Annotated in this window: 24 protein-coding genes; 9 read left to right on the top strand and 15 right to left on the bottom strand. The window is 50.0% G+C overall.

From position 1 onward, the window contains the following. Position 1: 1 nt before the first annotated feature. The 3 genes from C7T94_RS04530 (at position 2) to C7T94_RS04540 (ending at position 3,016) form a co-directional block, all read left to right on the top strand. On the top strand, positions 2-1,474 hold the full coding sequence (locus tag C7T94_RS04530) for a DUF5687 family protein (RefSeq protein WP_107214004.1): 1,473 nt from the start codon (positions 2-4) through the stop codon (positions 1,472-1,474). Positions 1,475-1,476: 2 nt separating this feature from the next. After that, positions 1,477-2,172: an ABC transporter ATP-binding protein gene (locus C7T94_RS04535; RefSeq protein ID WP_107214006.1), complete on the top strand. Its 696-nt coding sequence runs from the start codon at positions 1,477-1,479 to the stop codon at positions 2,170-2,172. A 166-nt stretch (positions 2,173-2,338) separates the two neighbouring features. Further along, positions 2,339-3,016, top strand: coding sequence for a YiaD family glycine zipper/OmpA-like lipoprotein (locus tag C7T94_RS04540; protein WP_107214008.1), 678 nt, complete (start codon positions 2,339-2,341; stop codon positions 3,014-3,016). A gap of 84 nt (positions 3,017-3,100) precedes the next feature. On the opposite strand, the gene C7T94_RS04545 is transcribed toward C7T94_RS04540, so the two are convergent. Beyond that, entirely contained in the window at positions 3,101-3,466 is a 366-nt protein-coding gene (locus tag C7T94_RS04545) for a hypothetical protein (protein ID WP_107214010.1), read from the bottom strand. Positions 3,467-3,560: 94 nt separating this feature from the next. Between C7T94_RS04545 and C7T94_RS04550 the strand changes: the two genes are divergently transcribed. The 4 genes from C7T94_RS04550 (at position 3,561) to C7T94_RS04565 (ending at position 8,520) form a co-directional block, all read left to right on the top strand. Then, complete coding sequence (locus C7T94_RS04550; RefSeq protein ID WP_107214012.1) at positions 3,561-4,577, top strand: Gfo/Idh/MocA family oxidoreductase; 1,017 nt, start codon at positions 3,561-3,563, stop codon at positions 4,575-4,577. Positions 4,578-4,644: 67 nt separating this feature from the next. Then, positions 4,645-4,968: a hypothetical protein gene (locus C7T94_RS04555; protein WP_162618543.1), complete on the top strand. Its 324-nt coding sequence runs from the start codon at positions 4,645-4,647 to the stop codon at positions 4,966-4,968. 143 nt (positions 4,969-5,111) lie between these two features. Beyond that, the gene (locus tag C7T94_RS04560; RefSeq protein ID WP_107214015.1) at positions 5,112-7,427 is read left to right on the top strand and encodes a TonB-dependent receptor; all 2,316 of its coding nucleotides are present in this window, start codon (positions 5,112-5,114) and stop codon (positions 7,425-7,427) included. A gap of 49 nt (positions 7,428-7,476) precedes the next feature. Continuing rightward, positions 7,477-8,520, top strand: coding sequence for a hypothetical protein (locus C7T94_RS04565; RefSeq protein ID WP_107214017.1), 1,044 nt, complete (start codon positions 7,477-7,479; stop codon positions 8,518-8,520). Positions 8,521-8,578: 58 nt separating this feature from the next. On the opposite strand, the gene C7T94_RS04570 is transcribed toward C7T94_RS04565, so the two are convergent. The 3 genes from C7T94_RS04570 to C7T94_RS04580 form a co-directional block, all read right to left on the bottom strand. Further along, complete coding sequence (locus tag C7T94_RS04570; protein ID WP_107214019.1) at positions 8,579-9,139, bottom strand: type 1 glutamine amidotransferase domain-containing protein; 561 nt, start codon at positions 9,137-9,139, stop codon at positions 8,579-8,581. Between the two features lie 96 nt (positions 9,140-9,235). Continuing rightward, a complete protein-coding gene (locus C7T94_RS04575) occupies positions 9,236-9,985 on the bottom strand; it encodes a glycosyltransferase family 2 protein (protein WP_107214021.1) in 750 nt (249 codons plus the stop codon). A 6-nt stretch (positions 9,986-9,991) separates the two neighbouring features. After that, positions 9,992-11,284 carry a glycosyltransferase gene (locus C7T94_RS04580; RefSeq protein WP_107214675.1) on the bottom strand — a complete coding sequence of 431 codons (1,293 nt, stop codon included), beginning with the start codon at positions 11,282-11,284 and terminating at the stop codon, positions 9,992-9,994. Between the two features lie 79 nt (positions 11,285-11,363). On the opposite strand from C7T94_RS04580, the gene C7T94_RS04585 reads away from it, so the two are divergent. Further along, positions 11,364-12,119 carry a class I SAM-dependent methyltransferase gene (locus tag C7T94_RS04585; protein ID WP_107214023.1) on the top strand — a complete coding sequence of 252 codons (756 nt, stop codon included), beginning with the start codon at positions 11,364-11,366 and terminating at the stop codon, positions 12,117-12,119. Beyond that, positions 12,116-13,645, top strand: coding sequence for a rhomboid family intramembrane serine protease (locus tag C7T94_RS04590; RefSeq protein WP_107214025.1), 1,530 nt, complete (start codon positions 12,116-12,118; stop codon positions 13,643-13,645). The genes C7T94_RS04585 and C7T94_RS04590 overlap by 4 nt, the downstream gene beginning before the upstream one ends. A 119-nt stretch (positions 13,646-13,764) precedes the next feature. Here the strand turns inward: C7T94_RS04590 and C7T94_RS04595 are convergent, their stop codons facing one another. From C7T94_RS04595 to C7T94_RS04645, 11 genes are all read right to left on the bottom strand, one after another. Further along, a complete protein-coding gene (locus C7T94_RS04595; protein WP_107214027.1) occupies positions 13,765-15,087 on the bottom strand; it encodes a DUF2268 domain-containing putative Zn-dependent protease in 1,323 nt (440 codons plus the stop codon). Positions 15,088-15,127: 40 nt separating this feature from the next. After that, the gene (locus C7T94_RS04600; RefSeq protein ID WP_107214029.1) at positions 15,128-16,213 is read right to left on the bottom strand and encodes a helix-turn-helix transcriptional regulator; all 1,086 of its coding nucleotides are present in this window, start codon (positions 16,211-16,213) and stop codon (positions 15,128-15,130) included. Positions 16,214-16,351: 138 nt separating this feature from the next. Continuing rightward, positions 16,352-17,251: a glycosyltransferase family A protein gene (locus C7T94_RS04605; protein ID WP_107214031.1), complete on the bottom strand. Its 900-nt coding sequence runs from the start codon at positions 17,249-17,251 to the stop codon at positions 16,352-16,354. A gap of 124 nt (positions 17,252-17,375) precedes the next feature. Beyond that, positions 17,376-18,014 carry an FkbM family methyltransferase gene (locus C7T94_RS04610; RefSeq protein WP_107214033.1) on the bottom strand — a complete coding sequence of 213 codons (639 nt, stop codon included), beginning with the start codon at positions 18,012-18,014 and terminating at the stop codon, positions 17,376-17,378. Continuing rightward, positions 18,011-18,649: a class I SAM-dependent methyltransferase gene (locus C7T94_RS04615; protein ID WP_239494925.1), complete on the bottom strand. Its 639-nt coding sequence runs from the start codon at positions 18,647-18,649 to the stop codon at positions 18,011-18,013. Before C7T94_RS04615 ends, C7T94_RS04610 begins: the two co-directional genes overlap by 4 nt. 32 nt (positions 18,650-18,681) lie before the next feature. After that, on the bottom strand, positions 18,682-20,034 hold the full coding sequence (locus C7T94_RS04620; protein WP_107214035.1) for a flippase: 1,353 nt from the start codon (positions 20,032-20,034) through the stop codon (positions 18,682-18,684). Between the two features lie 51 nt (positions 20,035-20,085). Then, the gene (locus C7T94_RS04625; protein WP_107214037.1) at positions 20,086-20,610 is read right to left on the bottom strand and encodes a DinB family protein; all 525 of its coding nucleotides are present in this window, start codon (positions 20,608-20,610) and stop codon (positions 20,086-20,088) included. Beyond that, positions 20,597-21,313 carry a DUF4476 domain-containing protein gene (locus C7T94_RS04630; RefSeq protein ID WP_107214039.1) on the bottom strand — a complete coding sequence of 239 codons (717 nt, stop codon included), beginning with the start codon at positions 21,311-21,313 and terminating at the stop codon, positions 20,597-20,599. The genes C7T94_RS04625 and C7T94_RS04630 overlap by 14 nt, the downstream gene beginning before the upstream one ends. A gap of 48 nt (positions 21,314-21,361) precedes the next feature. Beyond that, positions 21,362-22,057 (bottom strand): YjjG family noncanonical pyrimidine nucleotidase, encoded by a 696-nt coding sequence (locus C7T94_RS04635; protein WP_107214041.1) that lies wholly within the window; start codon positions 22,055-22,057, stop codon positions 21,362-21,364. 42 nt (positions 22,058-22,099) lie between these two features. Then, a complete protein-coding gene (gene upp / locus C7T94_RS04640) occupies positions 22,100-22,744 on the bottom strand; it encodes a uracil phosphoribosyltransferase (RefSeq protein WP_107214043.1) in 645 nt (214 codons plus the stop codon). Beyond that, entirely contained in the window at positions 22,725-24,077 is a 1,353-nt protein-coding gene (locus C7T94_RS04645) for a polysaccharide deacetylase family protein (protein ID WP_162618544.1), read from the bottom strand. The genes upp and C7T94_RS04645 overlap by 20 nt, the downstream gene beginning before the upstream one ends. Positions 24,078-24,096: the final 19 nt, after the last annotated feature.

Genomic DNA, 24,096 nt, shown 5'->3' on the forward strand with positions numbered 1-24,096 from the left:
CATGCTGACTACTTTTTTAACGCATCAATGGAAAAGCTTCTGGCGCTCGCGAAACCGCGGTGGAAGCATCGCCGCCCAGGTCGTACTTGGTTTTTTCATGCTGTATTTCATGCTGCTTGCGGTCGCCGTAGGCCTGTGGATGCCTGAATTTATTGCGAAATTTTTTCCAGGCCAGGATATCTTTATCGTTTTTACCGGCTTGCTTTTGTACAGTTTTGTGCTCGATTTTGCTGCGCGGCTGCAATTGCAGGACCTGCCAACCCTCAGTGTGGTGCCTTATCTTCATCTTAACATCAGGAAACAGCAGATCGTAAATTTTCTGAATATCCGCGCGCTGTTTTCCCCCTTTAACCTGTATCCGTTCCTGCTTTTTGCGCCGTTTACATTGTACCGCATCAGCCAGACGCACGGTACAGCAGCCGGCGTCATGATGTTCGCTGCGGTCATTTCCCTGAGCCTTTTTAACAATTACCTGGTGCTGTATATAAAACGCAAATCTATCGGTAACGCATTTATTGCCATTGGCGTGGTTGTGTTGCTGGCCGTCTTCGGGCTGCTGGAATACCTGAAGATTATTTCAATACTCGACCTGTCCAGCAGGATTTTCATGCCGGTTATCAAGCAGCCGCTTCTGGCCCTCGTTTTTCCGGTAATGGCCGTGATCATTTTCCTGATCAACTCCCGCTACCTGATGTCGAACCTTTACGCAGAAGAGCTGGGCGCCAAAGAAGAGAAAAAAGCAAGTACAGATTACGCCTTCTTAAACCGATTTGGCAGGGTAGGCGAGCTGGCTGCGCTCGAGCTCAAACTCATTTTGCGCCACAAACGCTCAAAAAATTCGCTGACTATGGGCGTACTTTTCCTGTTTTACGGCTTTCTCTTTTACAAAAAGGAGCACCTGGCTAACGATTCGTTTGGCATGATGCTGTTTGCTGCGGTATTTATGACGGGGATATCGATCATTACCTACGGACAGTTTATGTACGCCTGGCAAAGTGCTCATTTTGATGGCCTGCTTGCCAATAAGATCGATTTCAGGAATTTCATTAAAGCTAAATTTTTGCTGTTCACCATTGCCTCCACGCTGGTCACCCTGCTGTCCAGCTTTTACGGCTTTCTCAGCTGGAAACTCCTGCTCCTCCATCTTGCAGCCTATCTTTACAATGTAGGCTTCGGCGTGTTTATCGTACTGTATTTTGCCAATCTAAACTACAAACGCCTCGATCTGACAAAAGGTGCAAGTTTCAACTGGCAGGGCGTTGGCGCCACGCAATGGATACTCGGCTTGCCGTTCCTGCTGTTGCCTCTGGCCATTTACATGCCTTTTGGCATTGCCGGTAAACCCTACATCGGTTTACTTGCCCTTGCCGCGTTCGGGCTCATCACTTTGTTAATGCGCCCGTTCTGGATCAACTTCCTGACTAAAAAATTTGAAAAACAACGTTACAAAATAGCCGAAGGCTTTAGAGAATAACCATGATCGAAATTAAAGACCTCAAAAAAATCTATGGCAACCGCACGGTTGTCGATATTCCAGGCCTGGAAATCCGTGCCGGCGAAACCGTCGGACTGGTAGGCAACAATGGCGCGGGCAAAACTACTTTCTTCCGCATGCTACTCGACCTGATCCGCCCTACCTCTGGAGTGGTTCGCTCTAAGGGAGAAGATGTGTCGCAAAGCTCAGACTGGAAAAATTATACGGCATCTTATCTGGACGAGGGTTTCCTGATCGATTACCTGACACCTGAAGAGTACTTTACCTTCATTGGCAGTTTGCATGGGCTTTCAGTTGCGCATGTAGCTGATTACCTGCGGCAGTATGACGAATTTTTCAATGGCGAAATCCTGAACCGCGGCAAGTATATCCGCGATTTTTCCAAGGGCAACCAGAACAAAGTAGGTATTGCGGCTGCCCTGATGCAAAAGCCGGAAATTCTGGTGCTCGATGAACCCTTTGCCAACCTGGACCCAACCACCCAGATCAGACTCAAAAACCTGTTGAGGGAATTGAGCCGCACCCGCAACATGACCACATTTATATCCAGCCACGACCTGAACCATGTTACAGATATCTGTAACCGGATCATTCTGGTTGAAAAAGGGCAGGTCATTAAGGACATTCAGACCGATGAGAACACACTCGCCGAACTCGAAAATTATTTTTCCGGCTAGATTAGGGTGTACCAAAAATCAAACAGCATTTATTTACAGGCAGGGAGCTTTCCCTGCTTTTGTTTTATATGCCGGTTTGAGGGGCCTTTCAGTTTTTTTTGCGCCCAGGAGCCTTTTTTGGCATTGAGTTTGAAAAGGTGCAGTTGTTAAACTAAAATACTCAGTTATGAATACCTCAAAAATAAAAATCGCAACGCTCAGTATCGGATTGGCAGTCGGCGCCATGGCTTTCCAGAGCTGCGATAGTCTTACCAAAACCCAGAAAGGTGCAGGCATCGGCGCTGCCGTAGGCGGAACACTTGGTGCAATCATTGGTAAGAAAGCAGGTAACACAGCTGTTGGTGCCATTATCGGTGGCGCAGTAGGCGGCACAGCCGGGGCATTCATCGGAAGAAGAATGGACAGGCAGGCAGCTGAGATCCAAAACGCCATACCTAACGCTGAGGTTATTCGCGAAGGCGAAGGCATCATCGTTAAATTCGACAGCGGTATCCTCTTTGACTTCGATAAATCGACCCTCAAAGACAACGCAAAAACAAACATCCAGAGCCTGGCTTCATCGCTGAACAAATATCCGGGAACTGATATTCGCATCATCGGCCATACAGACAGCATCGGTTCTGCTTCTTATAACCAGAGCCTTTCTGAGAGACGTGCCGCAGCTGTTAAATCATATGCAGTTTCTCAAGGTGTGCCTTCATCAAGACTACAAACCATTGGTAAAGGAAAAACGGAGCCAATTGCAGACAACTCAAGTGAGAACGGACGGGCACAAAACCGCCGTGTAGAGGTTGTCATTATTGCGAACGACCAGCTGAAACAGGAAGCGAAAAGCCAGGGATAATCTGCAACAACCTTCTGTACAGAAGATCAACATATACCTATGAAAAGAAACCGCTCGGCCAAAAGCTGAGCGGTTTTTGTTTGATCAATCCTGAACGGCCGAGAGCTCGGGGTAAATATCTGAGAAATAAGTGACGGCTAGTGATTTTAGCAGCATTTCCTGTTCCAGCATCGTGTAGGGAGGCAGTGGTTTCACAAGTTTCCAGTGTGGCCAGCCATCCTGGTCAAGCCCTTCAAGCTCATAGAAGCCCATTTCGCTGAGCAGGCGGCAGGTGGCAATGTGCATCAGCTCTTCTTTCTGACGTTTGCTGTATTTTTTTGGCCCCTTTCCTAACTCCTGTATGCCGATCAGAAAAAGCATCACTTTCATGTCGGGAAGATCTGAGTCAAATGATTCGGCAAGCTTTTGCTGTAGCAACTTCCACTTGTTGTTGATTTCTGATGGCTTCATGCTGCAAAGATAAGAATTACAACCCGGCAACAGCCGCGGCATGTTTTTCTGACAATTTATTGAGCCGGCAAGCTTCAATTTAATAGCTTTGCGTATGAGCAAACGTATTTCAACAGGTATACTGGCCTATGGCATGTCTGGCAAAGTCTTTCACGCACCTTTTGTAGCCGCACACGAGGGGTTTGAATTCAGGGCGGTTGTAGAGCGAAACCAGAAGCAGGCAGCCGCCGACTACGATGGTATTATCAGCTATAACGCTGTGGAAGAACTCATCGCCGATCCGCTCATTGAGCTGGTCGTCGTAAATACCCCCAACTATCTGCACTACGAACATACCCGTATGGCCCTGCTGGCCGGCAAACATGTGCTCGCCGAGAAGCCTTTTGCCGCTACCGCCGCCCAGGCCAGTGAACTTTTTGAACTGGCCAGGAAGCAGGACCGTAAGATATTCGTATACCAGAACCGGCGCTGCGATAGCGATTTCCTGGCCATTAAACAGGTGCTTGACGAGAACAGGATTGGACAGCCCATTGAGGCACATTTCCGGTTTGACCGCTACCGCGCGGCAATTGGCCCGAAAATTTTTAAAGAGCAACCTTATGAGGCAAGCGGCCTGCAGTACGACCTTGGTCCGCACCTGCTGGATCAGGCCATTAGCCTGTTTGGAACACCTGAATCTTACACAAAGATCCTGTCAGGCAACCGCCCGGGCACACAGGTAGACGACTACTTCCACATTCAATTGCGGTATCCTGATAACCTCTGTGTATTCCTGACCGCCAGTTTGCTGGTAGCCGAACCGCAAGCCGGTTTCGTCTTGCATGGCACCAAAGGCAGTTTTATTAAAAACCGTACAGATGTTCAGGAAACACAGCTGCTCAAACATGTTAAGCCGACTGATCCTGGGTATGGAATTGAAGGCTCGGGACAGGACGGGCTGCTTGTCTGCATCGCTGAAGACGGCGAAAGACAGGTGGAAACGATTAAGCCTCAGTCAGGAAACTACCTTAGACTCTTCGATTCGGTTTATAGCGCAATAACACAGGGCACCACTTATCCTGTTTCTGAAGAGGAAATTTTGCTGCAACTGGAAATTCTCGAAGCAGAGTAGGCTGTAGCCGGTGCTGCATTGTTGCTTTTGAATGACAGGCAAAATAACTAATTTTGACGGCTTGAACATGCAGAGAAAACATATTACGCGTATTGCTGCCACCTGCCTGCTGGCGGTATTCTCTGTATTGGTCTTTCCCTGGAGCCTGACCCACCGGCATGCCGAAATCAGCTCTGCTGAGAAAAACTGCCGTCATAAAGCACACGTAGAACTGCAGGCAGACAACTGCGTGCTGTGCCATGTACACTTCGAAAAAAATTTTACCCTGAGCCGGCCTTCAGACTGGATCATTTCTGTCATAAAATTTGATTACACCGAGCCGCCGCTAAGCCGAGAACGGTATACCAGAATCAAGGCCACCTGTTTGCGGGGGCCGCCCTGCCGCTCCTGAGGCAGCATCAACTGCCAGGTATGGTCTCAGGCCATGAGCCTCTATTTTTTACTCGTTTGATCTTGTACGCTGCCTGCACAAAACAGGTCTGCATTTAAATATTTACGGCCGGCCGGTTTCCCGGACCGGTTGATGCTCCAGTTATGAAAAAACTATCATTTCTACTCTTCTCCCTGTTTGTCTTATTTTTTTCGCCGGCCCGGGCCGCAGCCGTTGCTGAGCTTAAAGGCAAGGTGGTCGACGCAGCTAGCGGATCTCCTTTACCCGGGGCGAGCGTGTATATCGCCGACCTGAGAGCGGTGACTACAACAGATGCCCGCGGGTTTTTTGTATTGCCAAATGTCCCGGCAAAGGGCCGTTTCCTGGTCGAGGTGCGCTACGTCGGCTATAAGACCCGTAGCCAGTTTGTCGATGTGGCAAAAGGTCTCAGCGCTGACATTGCGCTGGAACCATCGGCCATCGAAGCGGCAGAGGTCGTGATAACCGGCTCACCCTTCAGTTCGAACAACCGTACCAATAGCCTTTCTGTCGTGGGTGTAAGCAAAGACCAGCTGCGGCAAACCGCAGGTACGAACATCATCGATGCCCTGGCCAAGATTCCGGGCGTTGCCCAGGTTACCACAGGCGGCGCCATATCTAAGCCGGTTATTCGCGGTCTTGGTTACAACCGCGTTCTTACCATGATAGACGGGGCACGGGAAGAGGCCCAGCAGTGGGGCGATGAGCATGGAGCCCAGGCAGACCAATTTGCGGCGGCGCGCATTGAGATCCTGAAAGGGCCGGCAAGCCTTCTTTACGGTTCTGACGCACTTGGTGGGGTGATCAACATTCTTGACGACTATGCTCCCGCTGAAGGCACCGTAAACGGTGAATTTATCACAACATACAGCACCAACAATGGGCTTACCGCTTCCTCGCTAATGATGCAGGGAAATGATCAAGGGTTTGTTTACAGGGGTCGCTTGTCATACAAAAATGCCTATAGTTACGGTTACAAGGCGGCAGTGGTACCCAACTCGGGTTTCGATGAGACGAACGGCAGCGCCATGCTGGGGCTGAACCGGAACTGGGGATACTCGCACCTCAACCTGTCCTGGTTCAATACCAACGTAGGCCTGGTTGAAGAGGGCCCTGACGATGACGGCCGATTTAGAAATGAAGAGGGCGAATTACTGGACAAAGAGGCAAGCCGGGTACGGCGGCTGGGTTTGCCCAATCAAAACATCAACCATTACAGAGCGGTCTGGAACAACAACCTGATCCTTGGCCGCAGCCGGCTTCGCGCAACGCTTGGTTTTCAGAAAAACGTAAGAAAGGAGTTTGAAGAAAGCGCCTCAGAACCAGGGCTGAACCTCGATCTCAACTCTTATACCTATGATTTCAAGTACTATTTTGCGAATAATGGCAAATGGGAGCCGGTAGTAGGCTTGCAGGGGATGTACCAGGAAAATGCAAACAAAGGCGATGAATTTCTCATTCCCGACTATAACAGCAACAACATCGGTGTATTCGGGTACCTGAAACGGACCTTTGGCAAGGGCGCCATCAATCTCGGCGCGCGCTACGACTACAAAAAAGTGAACGGGTTCGACCTGATGACAGATGAAGATGAAACGGTATTCAATGCGTTTCACAACAGGTTCTCTAATTTTTCCGGTTCTGCAGGTGCTGCATTCGAACTGACAAAGAATGTTGTGCTGAAAGGCAACGTAGGTTCAGGCTTTCGTGCGCCTAACCTGGCCGAACTTGGCGCCAACGGACGTCATGAGGGAACATTCAGATATGAAATCGGTAACAGTGCGCTAAAGCAGGAAAACAGCCTTCAGGCAGATCTGGCCCTCGAATACAGTGGCAACAGCATTTCAGCAAGCCTTAACGCGTACGCCAACCGCATTTACAATTACATTTATCCGGGAAACTTTGGCAACGAACAGATCGATTATACAAACGAAGATGGTGAAACCGAGGTGCTGCCCGTTTACCGCTTCGTACAGACCAATGCCGACCTGGTCGGTGCCGAGGCTTCACTTGACATTCACCCGGTGCGGTCCTTGCATTTCGAAAACACTTTTGCTTATACGCGGGGAACCAATCGCGCAGACGGCTCAGCCCTTCCTTTCATCCCTGCTGCCACCATTAACAATGAACTGAGGTTCGAACCACAGATCAAGGGACTTGCCGACACCTATATCAGGTTGAGCGTAAGTAATGTATTCGGTCAAAAACGTTTCGAACCCGAGTTCGAAACGGCCACTGCCGCTTATACGCTGTTCGATGCCGGAATCGGCACTGGCTTCAAAACCAGGCGCGGTGGCGAGCTTAAGTTGTGGATCACTGGTCAGAACCTGCTCAATAAGGAATACTTTAACCACCTAAGCCGGTATAAATATGCCCAGCGCAACGGCATTTATAACCCGGGCCGCAATGTGACTTTCGGTCTGAGCGTGCCGCTGATGTAGCGTTCTGCCCGGGGCCGGTGCCTTGGGCAGAATTTGTTATCTTTAAGGCATGTCTGAAAAAGATGTCAGGATTTCCCGTAAGAAACCGGTGTTCCCGGTCAGGCCCGCGCTGCAAAAGTATCTTAAAACCTACCAGCGCGATGCCAAATTGCCGCTTACTTACGGCGACCTGCGGCTGTTCGATGAGGCTTTTCCGGTTATGAACAAGAATGGCCGCGATTCGCTCTGGGAGAGTCCCCTGTATCCGCAGGGCCGGCTCGAACAGATCCATGAAGGCCTGAAAGAAATTTATGCCGAGCTCAAGGCATCGGGTAACCTGCGCATCGTAGAGCATAAATATATTGACCGGATCGATTACTGCACTTTTGGCAATACGCACCCCTTCCGCATCCGGATTGTTAACCGACTCAACGACGTTTATGATTATTTTTATGTAAAACAGGCCGATGCCTCGCGCATTTACGGGCTGGAACTCGAAGAAATTCTTTCTCCAAACCAGGTGAATTACCTGGTAGATGGCGAAACTCTGATCGAAGAGCACATTGCAGGTATTCCGGGTGATGTGTTTGCGGTTGAACAGCTCTATAAAACCGAATACAACCCTACGCGTATTGCAAAAGAATTTGTCAAATTTAATGAGCGTTGCCTGATCATGCTGCTTGGCGACATGCGTGCCTACAATTTTGTTATGCAGGTGACGCCCGATTTCGACGACATCCAGTTTCGCATCCGTGCCATCGATTTTGACCAGCAATTCTATGAGGGCAATCTGAAGGTTTACCTGCCACAGTTCTTTAAAGAGAATTTCCCTTACGTAAAGCTTTGCATGGAACAACTGACCGAAAAAACCGTACAGCAGTACCGCCAGGAGGAAAGGTCTTCCATCGTACACCGGGTTCGCAGCGAGCGCCACCGGCTAACCGATCTGCGGGATGTGTCAAACCAGGAGACGCTGACAACCCCGCAAAATATCGCCATGCTGAAAAATGCGATGGCGAGCCATTTCGAAGATCCAAATTACCTGCAATGTGTTACCATGACTGATATGATCGAGCTTAACATTAAAAACATCATCAGGCAGGTTAAGCTGTAAAAGAGGAAGGCCCACAATGCCGCTATGAGCCTCGGGACCTTCCGGGAACCTATGATTTTTAAGCGTGCTGTCCCTCGTGCACACCCTCTGCAAACTCCTCGACCATTTTGTCGTTGAAAGCGGGAAGATCGTCAGGCTTACGGCTCGTTACCAGACCCTGGTCAACCACGACTTCTTCATCGACCCAGTTTGCACCCGCATTGATCAAGTCTTTTTTGATGGCAGGGTACGAGGTCATTTTTCTTCCCGATACCACCTCTGCATCAATCAGTGTTTGCGGTCCGTGGCAGATTGCCGCAACAGGCTTGCCCGCTTCAAAAAAGGCACGTACAAAACCGAGGGCACTTTCATTAATTCGCAGTGCATCAGGGTTAATGACGCCTCCGGGAAGAACCAGGCCGTGGTATTCATCAGGGTCTGCACTGTCCAGGGTTTTGTCTACTTCCACTTCAATACTCCATTCGTGATCTTTCATGGCGCGGATGGTGCCTGCCTTTGCAGAGATGATGTGTACGGTTGCTCCTTCTTCTTTTAATCTGGCTACCGGACTGGTAAGTTCAGATTCTTCAAAACCATTTTCAGATAGCACAGCAATGGTGCGATTATTCAGTTTTCCCATGATATGTGATTTAAAGTTACTACGGTCTTTAGCCGCTTATAAACTACAGCAGGAAAAATGGATTGTTTTTGGGAATCTTAGAAATGACAATATCCGCTAATCGTTCGTACGCCGGTGTCTGAAAAAATACCAGGCCAGGTTTGCGGCAATGACCCCATGGTTAAAAATGTTGGGGATCAGGCCATAGTATTTGGTAAAGATGGCAAACCGTTCGCGCAAGCTGGCGAGGTGTTTTTTCTTCGACATGCCGCCTACAAGGTACTTTGCCACGTACATATGTACGTTTACAATGCTCGACGCTTTCTTCGCTGCCTTGATGATCCAGTCAATATCTGAGCTGTATTTGTAACGAAGGTCGTATGGTTCGGTCAGGCTGCGCCGGATGTAAATTGCCTGGTGGCTTACGCTCATCCCGTATTTGAAACTTTCCCAGGAAAACGTTTCGGGCGCTTCATGTCTGCGCTGGCCGAGGCTTTTCCAGTTGCGGTCATACATTTCCGTCTCGCCGTAATAAATATCGGCAGACGGCGAGGCCTCGAAGACTTCAGTCACCGTTTCAGGCTCGTAGAGTTCGTCGCCTGAGTTCATAAACAGCACATAGTCGCCAGTGGCCAGGGTCAGCCCTTTGTTCATGGCATCGTAAATGCCACGGTCTGGTTCAGATAAAAAGTGGGCGAGCCGGCTTTCGTATTTTTTGATCACTTCAGCTGTGCCGTCGTTCGAGTCACCGTCTATAACGATATATTCAATATGGGGATAGGTCTGGTTCAGCACCGAAAGCATGGTCCGCTCAATGTCCTTTACATTATCATAAACAACAGTAATGACACTAAGCCTGGGCTGCATAAGGTGTTATCTTTGCCGTAAATTTACTAAAGATTCGTATAATTCGAGGTGTCTTGCGGCAATAATCGCTTCTGAAAACCGGCTCAGAACGGACCGGCGTGCTTCTTTCCTGATGGCCTGCCGGTCGGGATGCAGGTAAAGCCATTCAAGTCCGTCTGCCAGGCCGGAGGATGAGCGGTAAGGCGCAAGATAACCGTTTTCCCCATGAGTAACCATGTCTGGAATGCCGCCTGTAGTGAAGGCGATAACGGGCGTGCCGCAAGAGAGACTTTCCATGACCGTATTGGGCAGGTTGTCTTCCAGGCTCGGACTGATAAAGGCATCGGCGGCAGAATAACACTTAGCCAGGTGCACGTCGTTGTTGACCGTTCCAAGGAAGGTGGTGTGAAAGGGAAATTCAGGCAGGTCTGCGTTGTTTTTATTGCCGAAAATGACCAGCTCGAACTGGGATGGGTCAATTTCCGGCCGGGCCGCCAGGTCCCGAAGCGCATCGACCAGGTAAGGCGTACCCTTGTGTTTATCATTTTTGGAAGGCATGAACCCGCTCATGAGCACAAACTTCTCTGGCGGGATGTTCAGAATCGACTTGGCCTCTTGCTGTACGTAGGGTCTGAAAACCTGTGTTTCGAGTGTATTGGGTATAACGCTCGTTTGCCTGGCGCCGAGTAAGCTGCTCAGGCGTACAGAGTCATGCATCCACTTGCTGGGCGCAATGATGCGGAAATCAAGTTTGGCATATGCCCGCTGCTTGCGCAGCCAGGTGCTGTGCGACTGGTCCTTTGCACCGCTGAATCTCAGAATGGGGCAGTGGCCGCAGCTGCGGAGATAATGCTCGCAGTCGTACCGCACATGGCAGCCTCCCGTGAAGGCATTGCTGTCATGAAAGGTCCAGACAATGGGTTTTTCCAGACGGGCCAGCTGCGCAATAAAGCGTGGCGTCAGAAAGCCGTGATTGATCCAGTGCAGGTGAATGATATCTGCAGATCTGACTTCAGGATGGTCAATCACGCTCTGGCCGAACCACTGCAGTGAAAAAGGCGTTTTGATCGAACGGCTAAGCGATTTCGACAGATAACGCTCGGCCAGGATCTGCGCTGCGGCGCGGGCCCGTGACAGCGGCGAGGCCGTAAACGTACCGACCTCCTCGTCTTTACCAAACTTGAAATACGCCAGCACCTTTGATTGCACGAAGGCGGCTTTTCTGTCTGCTGCATGCGCGTTAAGTGCGGCATTTAAACGCAGGCAGGCACGGCCGGCGCCGCCGTTTCCGTCATACGTGTTGAGGTGTACTATCTTCAAACCAGTCAAAAATACATTTTCTGTGGCAGAGTGCATAGGCCGGGGATGAGAGTGCAAAAAATTCGCTTTCTTTGCAGGCATGAGCAATCTGCTGACCGACAGAAAATTTTGGGTTGAGTACTGGGAGCGAAAAACCGGCCTGGCCATGACTATACCGCCGGATTACCTTTTTCATAAACAGCTTCAGGAACTGATCGCTGCGCGTGGCATCCGGTCGGCAATCGAACTGGGCGGGTTTCCGGGGTACTATGCCGTTTTCCTCAAAAAGTACGCCGGACTCGACATGACCTTGCTCGACTATTTTGTTCATGAACCAATCGTTACACAATTGCTCGCGCGCAATGGCTTGTCAGCCAACGATGTAAAAATTGTGGAAACCGATCTGTTTCAGTACCATCCCGACCGGCAGTATGATCTGGTGCTGAGCTGCGGCCTGATCGAGCATTTTAACGACACCACTGATATCATAAAACGCCATATCGCCTTCCTGAAACCGGGCGGAACCCTTTTTATCACTCTGCCAAATTTCCATGCTGTTAATGGCTGGTTCCAGAAGCGCTTCGACCGGCCTAACTTCGATAAGCACAACCTGCGCAGCATGGATCCCGGGCTGCTGTCTGAAATTTGCCTTAAGGCAGGTCTTGAACGCATTCAGTCAGGGTATTTTGGAAAGTTCAGTATCTGGTTTGAGGCCGAGCACGAAAAGCCGTTTTTTGCCAGGGCGCTGAAGAACGCATGCTGGCTGTCAGGAAAAATATTCACAAAGATTTTCCCGTTCGAATCAAAAAAATTCTCACCATACATTATTTTAGTGGCTCAAAAGCCATCTGAATGAACGTAAAATGGGGCTACTCTCCTAAGGCTGAAAAATATGTGCCGCTGGGCGATTTTTCTCCTGAACGCTACCTGCTGGTTGCCCGGCTGGCCGCCCAGAACCTGGGCTGGAAAATAAGTTATTTCTCGTCAAGCGGGCTGATCGCTTATACCGGTCTGTCCTGGCAATCGTATAGTGAGGAAATATCCGTTCGCATTTACGGCAATTTTGCCGTTATCAAGAGCGAATGTATCGGAATCCAGATGCTGTTTAATGATTACGGCAAAAACGAGCGTAACCTGCGGCTTTTCTTCGATGATTTTGAATATGCGGAGTTCCACCTCGGACCGGTCTGGGACGAACAACTGCGCGAATTCAGGGCGCATGCCGCTACGCAGGACCCGCATTACTTTGAGCAGGCACCGCTGCAGGTAAAGGATAAGATCAAGAACGTTTTTGAATTGCTTTTGCCCCAGAAGGGTTACATCGTGACGCCAGTTCTTATGGTGCTCAATGTGTTACTCGCGGTAATTGCCTTTTTACTGCTCACACTTAAGCTGCAGCAGGAGCCTAACCTGTTTCTCTTTCCCGACCAGGTGAAAATTTTTTTCCTGGGCCTGGGTGCAAACAACCGGGAACTGGTATTGTCTGGGCAGGTATGGCGGTTGTTAAGTTACCAATTTGTTCACATCGGTCTGGCACACCTGTTTTTTAACATGTTCGCCTTGTCTTACATAGGCCTCATGGCCGAAAACAAATTAGGCAGCGCTAAATTTCTCTTCATTTACCTGCTTGGCGGCGTTTGCGGAGGTATGCTCAGTGTGGCTACAAACGAGCACATTTTTATGATGGGTGCCTCTGGCGCGATCATGGCCATGTTCGGGGCATTCCTGGCTCTGATCATCAACAAGGCTTTTGAAAAGCAGGCCAACCAGGCGCTCCTGATCAGCACATCGGTGGTGTGCGCCTTTATGTTGCTGAATGGACTTCGGTCTGAGCGTGTTGACAATGCCGCACACTTTGGCGGCTTTATAAGTGGTTTTATGGCCTCGTTTCTGCTGGATGAGCGCGCGCCGACCGCCTCGCTGTTGCGGCCCTGGCTGCGGTATGCAACAGTTGTTTTTGCTTCAGGGGCCTACCTGGCTCTTATGTACTACAGCGTACCCCGGTACGAGCATGGCCAGTTCAGGCAGCTTGAACGTACTTTTACAGAGAATATTAGGGGTTTCAATAAGTTGTACCGGCAGGATGGCGGTACAGGGCGTGCTGAACGGCTGCTGCTTATTCGCCAGGACGGAATTGAGGCCTGGCAGCGTAATACCAGGATCGTAGCTGAGATGAACCGGCTCACGCTAAACAAAACCACTGCTGTTGAGCGCAGGCTGTACACGGCTATTGCACCACGCGCGCTCCGCGCCAGCCGATTATTGTACAAGGAAACGGCCAGCGGGTCGGGGGCTTACCGGGCAGAAATTGATCGTTTGTTCAGGGAAATAAACCAATTGCGGTATGACGCTGGCGCTGAGCTTCAAGCCTTGCGGCGTTAGCGGTTTGCATGACCAGCGTATAGACATGGCCCGGTCAGCATGCTTGTGCAGCCCGGTGCAGACCTGGCCGGACGCAGACCGTACTATAAAATCTTGTCTGGTTGAAGCCCCTAACGGGGTCATTTCGGATCATAGCCGCTTTTTGTAAGAAAGTCCTGGGGGTCAGTTATACCCATGATAGCTGATACCGCCTGTTGCTTGTCTTTTGCTTGTGTATAATAAGTTTTCGCGATCCGGTAGCCTATGTAGTAGCCCAGGTCTGCCGGCCGGTCTTTTATGGTTGTAGCATTGTACAGCCAGTCTTCGGTCTTCCCCGAGCATAGTTGTTTCCTGAACTTTTGCCAGAGCGTTTTCTCGTTTGCATCCCCATAAGTATGATTCCCTGTAAACGATTTGCCAACAACCAGTTCTCCAATAAAATCGGCCGCTCCCTCCCGGAGGCTTTGCGCAAGTAAGGGGCATTGGTCTGCCGGCAGGCCTATTGCAGGCTGTTGTGTATGAACACATTCGTGTGCAATCAGGCTTACGATGCGATCGGTCAGGTCATCCCTGTAAGCCAGTTTGTCCTTAAAAGCGCCAGGAGAGAACTCTGACAGGTCCGCATAGGCTGTAGAAGCTGCTAATTCTGTGCCTATCAGCACGAACCGATTGGAAACGGTACCTCCCGTATTGAGAATGCCTATTGCGAAGCAAACTTTTGTGGGTTTGAATGCGGGATATAGCTTAGCGAATCGTTCAAATACCCTTTTCACATTTTCCTGCCATTGCTTAACCAGGTACGTCTTGCTGCGTATGCTGGACAAAAATTTCGGATAGCGGGAAGCCATGGCCACATATTTTTCTGCTGTCAGATTACGTATGCGAATAAAGTCCCGGAACCCGTTGGTTGCCTTGTCCAGATATTCCTCTTGGAAGGCAAGGCAGCTATCAGCATAATTTTTGCACTTTTTCAACCGGTCAAATGCTGTCCAGAAATGATCGATATCGCGTGTTGATACCATTTTATTGTTCTCCTTACGAAGCGCCTTTCTGATCGTTCTGCGACGGGCTATCTCCTGGGGCCCGAGGCTGTCAACCTGAAGAGTGAATTTTCCTGATGGCGGATTTTCTGGATGTTTGAAGCGCGTGATCATCAAAGTGTATGATCCGCTGCTGGAGGCATCAAACTCGAACCTTTCCGTATCCTCAACATCTTCGGGCATATCACTTTTCAGCAACGGTTTTCCTGACGGGCCGTCGAGTTGGTAATAGACGCCTAGACCCTGCTGACGAATTGTGAACTGATAAATTCCCCCATGCCTGAAGTTGAGCAGATACCGCAGTGTGTCGGTCTTGCCGATATTTTCAACGATGGGCGCTCCGTAGGTTGTCTTGCGGCTATGCTGGCCTTTCACATTAACCATGAACAAGATGGCAGTACAGGTAAAAATGAGCATTTTCATGTGCGTTCTTTTTCGGCAAAGAAAACATGTTGGCCTGAATTTAGATGCTTGCTGACCTCCGGAGGCTGTCTGATATCACGATTCTGGACGTATCAGGCAGAAATTCTGAGGGCAACTTGCCTGTCAGATGTTTAAATACCTGCTGGAAGGTTGACCGGCTGCTGAAGCCGGCATCCATCGCGATGCCTGCAAGCGTTTTGTGAGGCTCAAGTGGAATCTGCCGGATGACCTCGGCGACCCGGTATCCATTCACGAAATCATTAAAGTTGCAGTTCCGGTAACGCTTAACCAGAAGGGATACATACTTCGCGGGTAGTCTTAATTCACCTGCTACCTGGGCAAGGCTTAATCGCGGCCGCTTAAAAATCTCCTCTTTTTCGAACAGGTTTACTAACCGCATCAGCTCGGTTGTATCATCGAAATTAGCAAACTCCGTTGAACGTCTTGACAAAGTTGCCAGGGGACTCTCGAAAAACGCTGGCTTGAAGTAAGCTGCATAGGCAAGGACGAATAACATGACTGCAGTAAGAAACTGAAACGTTGCATGCAGATTAAAGCGAAGAATGGCTTCAGCGAACCATATAATGGCCAGAAGCCAGAAAACCATTAAGACCGTCGCAATTGTCAGGGTATGCGGGCTGGTTTGGTTTTCGCCAATTGCCAGGCGCGCTATCACCCGCTTGGTATGTAAGATCAGCACTAAGATAGTGAGCAGCAGCGGCAGCCAGTCAGTTAGTGCCAACCAGACAGGGGAAGTTCCGGGCGATAAGAACCGGCCCTCAGACAAATACGCAACCGTACAAATAAACATGTCGGCCAGGGCCGGTACAAAATACCACAGGTGCAAGGGCTTAAATTTTAGTTCAGCATGCTGGTGATGCCTCAAAAACATCCACAAGGCTGCTGGGATAATAAGATAAGATCTGAAAACCCAATAAGGTAGTGTATCAGGACGGTTGTTATAGCCAGTCGCCCCTCCCCATGAAAAAAGCATTTCAAGCGAAAGCACCAGGACGAGCAACCCCAGGTAAATTAAAGGGGGCCTGTTAGGAACCTTTTTTACCAGCAAACCCATTGCAATCAAAAAACCCTGTACTGCTGCAAGCAGAACAATCGTTGCTTTCATACCTTAAAAATAAACTTAATTATTTAGGAATGCATATGCCAATTGCGCGGACTTGGTTCGAGCTGACCGCTATAGCAGTTGCGGGCCGGGCACAGTCTGGGCATTGATCTTTGTTGAGGAAATGACGCAACTGCGGCTTTAGGCGGTTTTTTCGCGAACGAACCGTACAAGTCGCTGCCAGAGATTGCCTTTCCGGTGTTTCAGGAAATGCCTGATGGCAGCATAAGCAAGCTCATTCTCCTCTAATTTATCGGGGAAATGGGTGATCGGGCGGGGATTGATGACCACGTTGTAAATGTCGTTAATCCCGGAGTGTATGCCTGAGCCGTCATGGCCAATGTTGTTGACGAGCGATTGTGAAGGGTTTAACGTGAGACCTCCGCGCAGAAAAACCGATGCGTACCAGCGAATGGCCCATGAATTGTTCCTGCCCCGTTTAAAGGCCTTCATCTGTTTCCAGAAGTTCATGGTCTGTTCAATGGAGAATGCGCGCCTTTTAGAAGCATCAAATTGCGCGATCAGCTTGTCAATATCTGGCTCAAACTGGTCCCAGGCACGTTTCCATGTTGCCCAGCCCCAACTGGTCGCTGCCCGGTAAAAAAAGGTCTCAGGCAGGCCCGGGCTATTAAGCGGATACATATATGCACCGATGTGCATGACCTTCTCTGTCTGGCGGTAACGGTTCAGGGCTTCATTGAAATACAAAAGCGTATGCGGCGAGGTAACCAGGTCATCTTCAAAAACGATCACCTGTCCATACTTGTCGCACAATTCTGTCACGCCTGCGATAACCGAATTGGCCAGCCCCATATTTTCCTTTCGTTCAATGATCCGGACAGACCTGAAGCCTTCGGCGTTTTTTACCACCTCACGCACCGCTGCAACACTTTGCTCGTCTGACGGGTCTTTCGGCCCGTCTGAAAAAATGAATAGCTTGCTTTCTTCTGCAAGCGCATTCTGCCGGAGAAATTTCAGCGTACGGGCAGTATGTTTAGGTCTGTTGTAAACGAAGAGCGCGATGGGAGCAGGATTTTGCATGACTGGTTGAGCGAGGATCAAAAATCGGGCTATAAAACGAGGAAAGGGCTGTTTTTTTAAAAAATACTTCCGTGCCGATTTCCCGCGTACACGGCAAATGTATGAAAAAGCTCAGGGGGTCGATTTAAATATCCAGGCAATTGTTGCTTTTGTAGAAAACGGTCGTGCATTTCGAAACGATAACACCCGGGGCCATGCCGGTGAAAGGCAGTTCCTTAAAGCCCTCAGATTTCAGAAAGGCAATTGCGTCAGCATATTCAGGGCGTTCGGAGTCGTCCAGAACCACCACACCATCTGAAGTCAGTGAATGCACGGCCTGCCGGCAGCAGTTAACGCGGTCGCGGCCGTCGACAATAATGATGTGGTAATTTTTGCCGGCCGCACTGCGGCAATAGGTTCCGTCTGGTTCCAGTTCAAAAAAAAGCACCTCTGCATTTTTAAGTCCCAGTGCCTGCGAGCGTTCGTACCAGGGCCGGTCATGTTCTACAGCAGTAACAGACCGTGCATTCCGGGCATAAAAAACGGTGGAGTTTCCTGATCCAAACTCAAAAATATCATGTGAGGGCCTGATCCGCGTGCGGATAAAATCAATAAAGCTGTAGGTGACCCAAGGAATGGGCATGCCCCGCTCGTCAATGGCAGAACGTGTTTCGTATGCTTTGAACCATCCTTTTTCGGCCAGGTAACCTTTGAAACCCAGTGAAAGTAACACTTTTAGTTTAGCAAGATTCAGCAGGCTCAGGGGTGATAAGGTGTTTTTCAATTTCCAGTCTTTATACCATCAACAATTAGTGAAGAATAACCGATCGGCTCCTGAAAACGACGATCATAACGTCTAGAACGCAAAATGTGACCATCCTCGCTGTTCCAATCGGTATAGTGAAAAACGTTATTTTCGTCGTAATATTCCAGCAGGGTTACTTCAAAGCCCGCTTCCTTTAGTGCGGTGGTCAGTTTAGGGTAGGTGTACAGGATCTTATGATCATGTGCGCCCTCGCCCGATCCGCCAGGTTTAACCATATTGATATAATCGGGGTTCGCATGAAATCCATCAGGTACAGCGATGCGGATGCGGCCGCCTCTTTCGAGGTAGGCGTAACAGTTTTGCAGGGCCCTAACCCCATCATCGAAACTAAGGTGTTCAAAAACATGTTCTGCAAGAAAACGGCTGGCTTTTTTGCCCTGAAAAAGGTGCTCAAAGGAACGTTGTTCCAGCAGATTCAATTGGGCGATGTTGGTTGGCAACCAGTTTGGATAGTCGGTGGTATGCGACCCGATGATCACATTGATCTCTCCCTGGCTGTTCCGGATTGTTTTTCGCAGCTTCTGCAGTGTCAGCAGATCAAGCGGTTTGTATAAAGCCGTCCTGATTGCTGTTTTTATAGCCTTAAATGTCATTTTATGTTGCTAATCGGGTAAAAATAATGTTTTTATGCCTTAGGTTGCCTGAAAAAACCATAAGCTTTCTGAAACAGGGTGATCAGGAAAAGCGACTTGAGCATCATGATTGCCTGCTTGTGCGTGGCGGGTACGAAGATGATAAAAAAGCTGGCTGTAAAATAAGCTGCAAGTGTGGCCATGGCGGCGCCCATGATTCCATACTGAGGCACCCAGATCATGTTTAAGCCAACGTTTACCGCAGCACCGGCTGCGGTGCGCAGAATGGTGAGCCGGGTAAACCCTTCGGCAATAAGATACTGCCCGCTGGCAACGGCCAGGAAGGTAAAGACACCTGCCCAGATATGTACCGATAAAACAGGCGCACCTGCCCAGAACTCGGGCTTGTTGTGCCATACAAGGCGATAAATATAGGGGGCAGCAAAGGTCATGAAAATGGCCAGCGACAGGCTGATCCAGACCATCAGGTCGTACATGTTCTGCAACCGGCGCTGATAACGCTGAGGGTCGTCCCGCCGTGCATTCATAATGGCCGGAAATACCGATGTAACGATTGCGACCGGAATAAAATACCAGCTTTCACTAAGCTGTACAACTGTCGAGTAAACACCGAGCGGCGCCGGCCCCAGGTAAGCTTCTATCATCAGCTGATCTATTTTCATATAGATCGATGCAAGCACCGCCGAAAAAGCCAGTGGCCAGGCCTGGCCGATGAGCCGCCCGGCCAGGCTCCAGTCAAATTTCCACGAGAAAACTGATCCGGCCTCGCGCTGGTAAAAATAGATGTAACCGATAGCCAGCAAAACGGCATCGAAAAGGACTGCATAAATGAACCAGTTCAGGGGCAGATCGCCCAGGATAAGCCCGAGTTTAACAAGTGCCGATGCAATATTGCCAAAGACCTGCACCATCATGACCCATTTGCCCTGAACTTTTGACTGGAAGTAGCTGTCGAGCACGTTGAAAGCCTGGGCAAGACCCACGAGGCCTGTGACTATAAAATATTCTGACGGTGTCTCGGTGCCGTATTCGCGCTGGTAATACACATACGCCAGCCAGATCAAAGGCAAAATAAGTAATGCGCCGCCTGCCTTCATAAAAAACGAAGTGCCCAGCAGCAGGTCCCGGTTGGCCGGGTTGCGCAGCAGCTCGCGTGTAATGTAGCCATCCAATCCCAGCGCCCCGATGGCAATAAAGAACGAGGTAAAAGCTACGGGGAAATTCAGTATGCCAAATTGTTTATCGCCCAGGTAGTTAGACAGGGCAAAACCCACCAGGATCTTTATGGCAAGGCTGCCGACCCGTGCAAGCATAAGCCAGCCGGTATTTTTGAAATACTTGTTTAACGCCTCCTGATCAAAACCTTTAATGGCGGGTATCCTCATGCGGGGTGCAAAATCTGAAAGGCAAAGATGTGAAATTTATACGTTTTAAAGTTAGGTGGCTTTGGCGCTCAGGGAGCGGCTGATGCGCTGCAGTTGTTTTTCATGGTGCTTTAAGTGTATCCATGCAAAACGCAGCCACTGGCCTGCGTTCAGATAGCCGAGCCTTGGGTGACGCGTTTTTACCGCCGGATCGGCTTTTTTAAGTTCCGGGCAGAGCCTTTTCAGTTCGCTCAGAACCCGGTCAAGCAGTTTCTGCGCTTCGTGTGCGCTGCAGCTCCGGCTGCGGGAGGCGAGCATAGCCGGCATCTTATAGCGGCCCGGCGGCAAACTTCCGAAGAAGAGAATGATCCTGGTTGCCAATGGTGTTCGCCTGACCTTTCCATGTCCTTCGGCACAATCGCGCGCAGTCTGGAGCGACAGGTGTGTGGCGTCTAAAATGTGCCAGAATACCTCGCTGCGGCTCCATCCGCCTGAAAAGGGCCGCCTGGAAAATTCTTCCGCAGGGAGGTGCTGCAGAACCTGCTGGTAAGTTTCAAGTAGGGCCCCGAGCTGACGACAGATTTTATCGGTTCTCATCAGGTGCGGTTCTTAAAAAATTGAGCAGGCTTTCGCGCTCGTCAGCGAAATTCAGGAATGAGGTAAGCGAATGGGCATTCTGCGGATCGGTGAGCCGCAGATAAGCAAATTTGATCAGTTTCAGCCGTTCGGCGCTGAAACTAAATGTCTTTAATACCTGGGCAAGTTGCGAGGTGCTGAGCCAGGCGTTTTTGAGCGAGGCTTCGGCAACTTTGCGCTTATCTTCGTCGAAACCGGAGTTGGCCATACTCCGGGTAAGCAGTTCCAGGTCATCTGCCGACATGCCCCGCCCGCGGCCTGGTCTTCCGGGCCTTGCAGGATCCAGCGGCCCGGATTCTGTATAGCCGTCCCAGTTATCAAGCACATACCGGTTGTTTTTAAAGATGTATAGTTGTTTTTCAGTAAGAAATTGCCCGTCGGGAAGCAGGGTCGCTACCATACGCGTACCGCGTGGTATGGCCAGACTGCGGTGTAAGACGGGCATATCGCGCCTCATCACCGTAAGTGATACCTGGCTTGCCGTCTCAAAAAAACGGAAGCGTCCTTTCGCAGAGCTGATCCGCTCATCGTCTACGATGACCGTAAATACGCCGGGTTCCTTAATTTCTATAAAAAGTTCTGATGTGCTGCCGCGGCCCTGCGCAGATGCAAACACAGATAAAAGCATGAGCGATAGGAGCGCCGCAAAAGATCTTGCTGTCATGATGGTGTTGTTTGGTTGTGAAGGCGGTTAAAAATCGTGCCGGGTCAGCTAAAATCTTTTGAGCAACTCGGCCAGGTGGTGTATTTCGTCGGTTACATCGTCAGGCCGTTCAATGCGGTTCGGATTAAAAAATATAGCTTTCATGCCAAAGTTCTGGGCACCGCGTACATCAGCTTCTATGCTGTCGCCAATCATCACGCTTTCTTCCTTGCGGGCACCGGCAACCCGGAGCGCATGTTCGAAGATGCCTTCATGCGGCTTGTTAACACCCACATCTTCAGATATAATAACCTGCTTAAAAAACGGACCGAGGGCGCATACTTGCATCTTAGTCAATGTAGTTTCTTTGAACCCATTTGAAATGATGTGCAGGTCATAACGGTCTTGCAAGTAGCCAAGTACTTCAAGAGCCGACTCAAACAGATTGGTTTTCGTAGGACTCAATTGTACGTAGTCGGTTTCAAAGGCAGCCGGAATGCGCTCCGGCTGGAGGCCAAGCTGCCGGAATGTACTTGAGAACCGCTCTGCGCGCAGGTGCTCTTTGCTAATGCGGCCCAGGTGGTATTCTGCCCAAAGACGGTGGTTGTTTTCAGTGTAAAGTTTGATAAATGCATCGCAGTCATTCAGGCCAAGTACGCCCAGTTCGTACCTTTCATACAACTCGCGGAGCGTTTCTTCTGCATTCCTGTCAAAATCCCATATGGTGTGGTCCAGATCAAAGAAAATGTGCTTAAGGGGCTTCATGATTCAAAGGTAGCGTTTATAGTTTGAAGCGGTCTCTGGCAACTATATTTTAACGCCAAAGGCAAGATCACCGGCATCGCCCAGCCCGGGCACGATGTATGCTTTACTGGTCATCTCATCATCGACGGCCCCTACCCATATTCTGGCTTTGGGCAGGTTGGCCCGCAGGTAGGCAATCCCCTCTGTGCTTGCTATGGCGGAAACGACATGTAATGCTTTGATTTTCTGACCGGAAAGCAATTCTTTGCAGCAGCGAACCATGCTGAGGCCCGTAGCCAGCATAGGGTCGGCCATGATCACGGTCCTGTCCTGCAGGTCAGGCGCAGAAACATGTTCCAGTTTAACGTCAAAACCTCCGGATTTTTTGTTTTTGCGGTATGCCGACACAAATGCCGAATCGGCCTGGTCGAAGACGTTTAGCAAGCCCTGGTGAAGTGGCAGCCCGGCGCGCAGAATCGTGGCCAGGACCGGTTGCTCGGCCAGCTGCTGGCAGCTTGCAATACCCAGCGGCGTTTGCACCGGCATTTCAATGAATTCCAATTCCTTGCTGATCTCCAATGCGAAAAATTCGCCCAGCCGTTCCAGGTTGCGGCGAAAACGCATGCTGTCTGTCTGTATGGCGCTGCTGCGCAGCTCGGCAATGAAAACATTCGCTACCGACCTGGTTTTACTGAGGTTGAAAATCATGATCCGGATTTTTATGCTGACTGGCCGGCGCTGCATAGGCCAGCATGTCGTCGTAGACCTTTTTCCAGCCTTTCCATTTGCTGTTTTCAGACACACTTTCATTGTGCCAGAGCGTATAGAAGGTACCCTCCACCAGCCTGACGCGGTCAATCAAGCTGCGAATGTGCGCAGTAGCTGCAGCGGGCTCAAGCTTCATGTAGTCGCGCAAGGCAAGGTCCATGACTGCAAACGGGTGAATGCGCAGGGTACTTTCTTTTTCGAGCTGCAGGTCATACCAGCAAAAAGGTGTACAGGTGCCGGCGCGGAACCCGGTTATGGAAGCGTAACCCATGCTGTAGTCATTTTTGATGCCGGCTTTCAGCAATTTCAGATAGGTCTGCGGCAGGTGCAGCCTGAGAAAGTGCTGCCGCGAATTGACGGGTTTATGATCAATAATTCCTTCAAGAATGGCCATCTCTTCGGCAATTTTGCTCTCGGTATTGTTCGAAGAATAAGAGGGATGGATGCCCACTGCTGCGTGCTTTGCCGTTTTGCGGATCAGTGACCGGTAAGCAGTATCTTCAGGATGGATATTCACATCGTAACGGTTATTGCGTTCACGGGCCAGCAGGAAAAAGAATACGGGTTCCAGTTCGTACGCCGTGTGGCGGCGGTGCAGGTATTTGTAGGTGTCGAACGGGTCGGCGTTCCTGCCAAGGCCGGCATTAACCAGTCCCAGCATTTTATTTTTGTCTAGGCGGAAAGCTGCGTTTAAAAAGCGCCTGGCATTTTTAAGCAGTCCGTTTGATTTGTAGTAAAACGCCCGTTCAATGTCTATCGTAGGCACAAAACGAAACTGGCGTGTGCCGAAAGGCATGTTGCGGTCATGTTTAAGCAGGAGGTTTTTGATCAGCAGCGCCCACTCGTCTACAACAGGTTGCTGCAACAGGTCGAGTTCGTATTGCAGGCTCAGTTTTGCAGGGAAACGCAGGTGTTCATCGCCCTCAAATACAAGATACTCTTCATAGCGGCTTACAAAATAAAAAGAGGCCGCAAACACATCGAACGGGAGCAGGCCGCTGCCAACGGGAAAGGGGACTTTCTGGTGGCCAAACCTTGTTTTTTTTATGGCAACAGGGTCGGTCTTCTGAGACAGCAGGAAGGTCGAGCGTTCAAAAAACGGCTCGCTGCCGAAAGGAGTGTCGGCATAGCTCAGTTTCGGACCCCGGTAATCCAGAAACTCTGCGGGTATACTGGTAAAGCTCAACTCCGTTTTCAGGATATCCCTAAAAATGAAGTTGAAGATGTACCTGATCCTGGATGTTACCACAGGGGTATACAAGAGTATCTGCATCGGAATAAATATAGCTTAT

Origin of the sequence: Pedobacter yulinensis, assembly GCF_003029735.1 — a bacterium.
GTDB lineage: Bacteria > Bacteroidota > Bacteroidia > Sphingobacteriales > Sphingobacteriaceae > Pedobacter > Pedobacter yulinensis.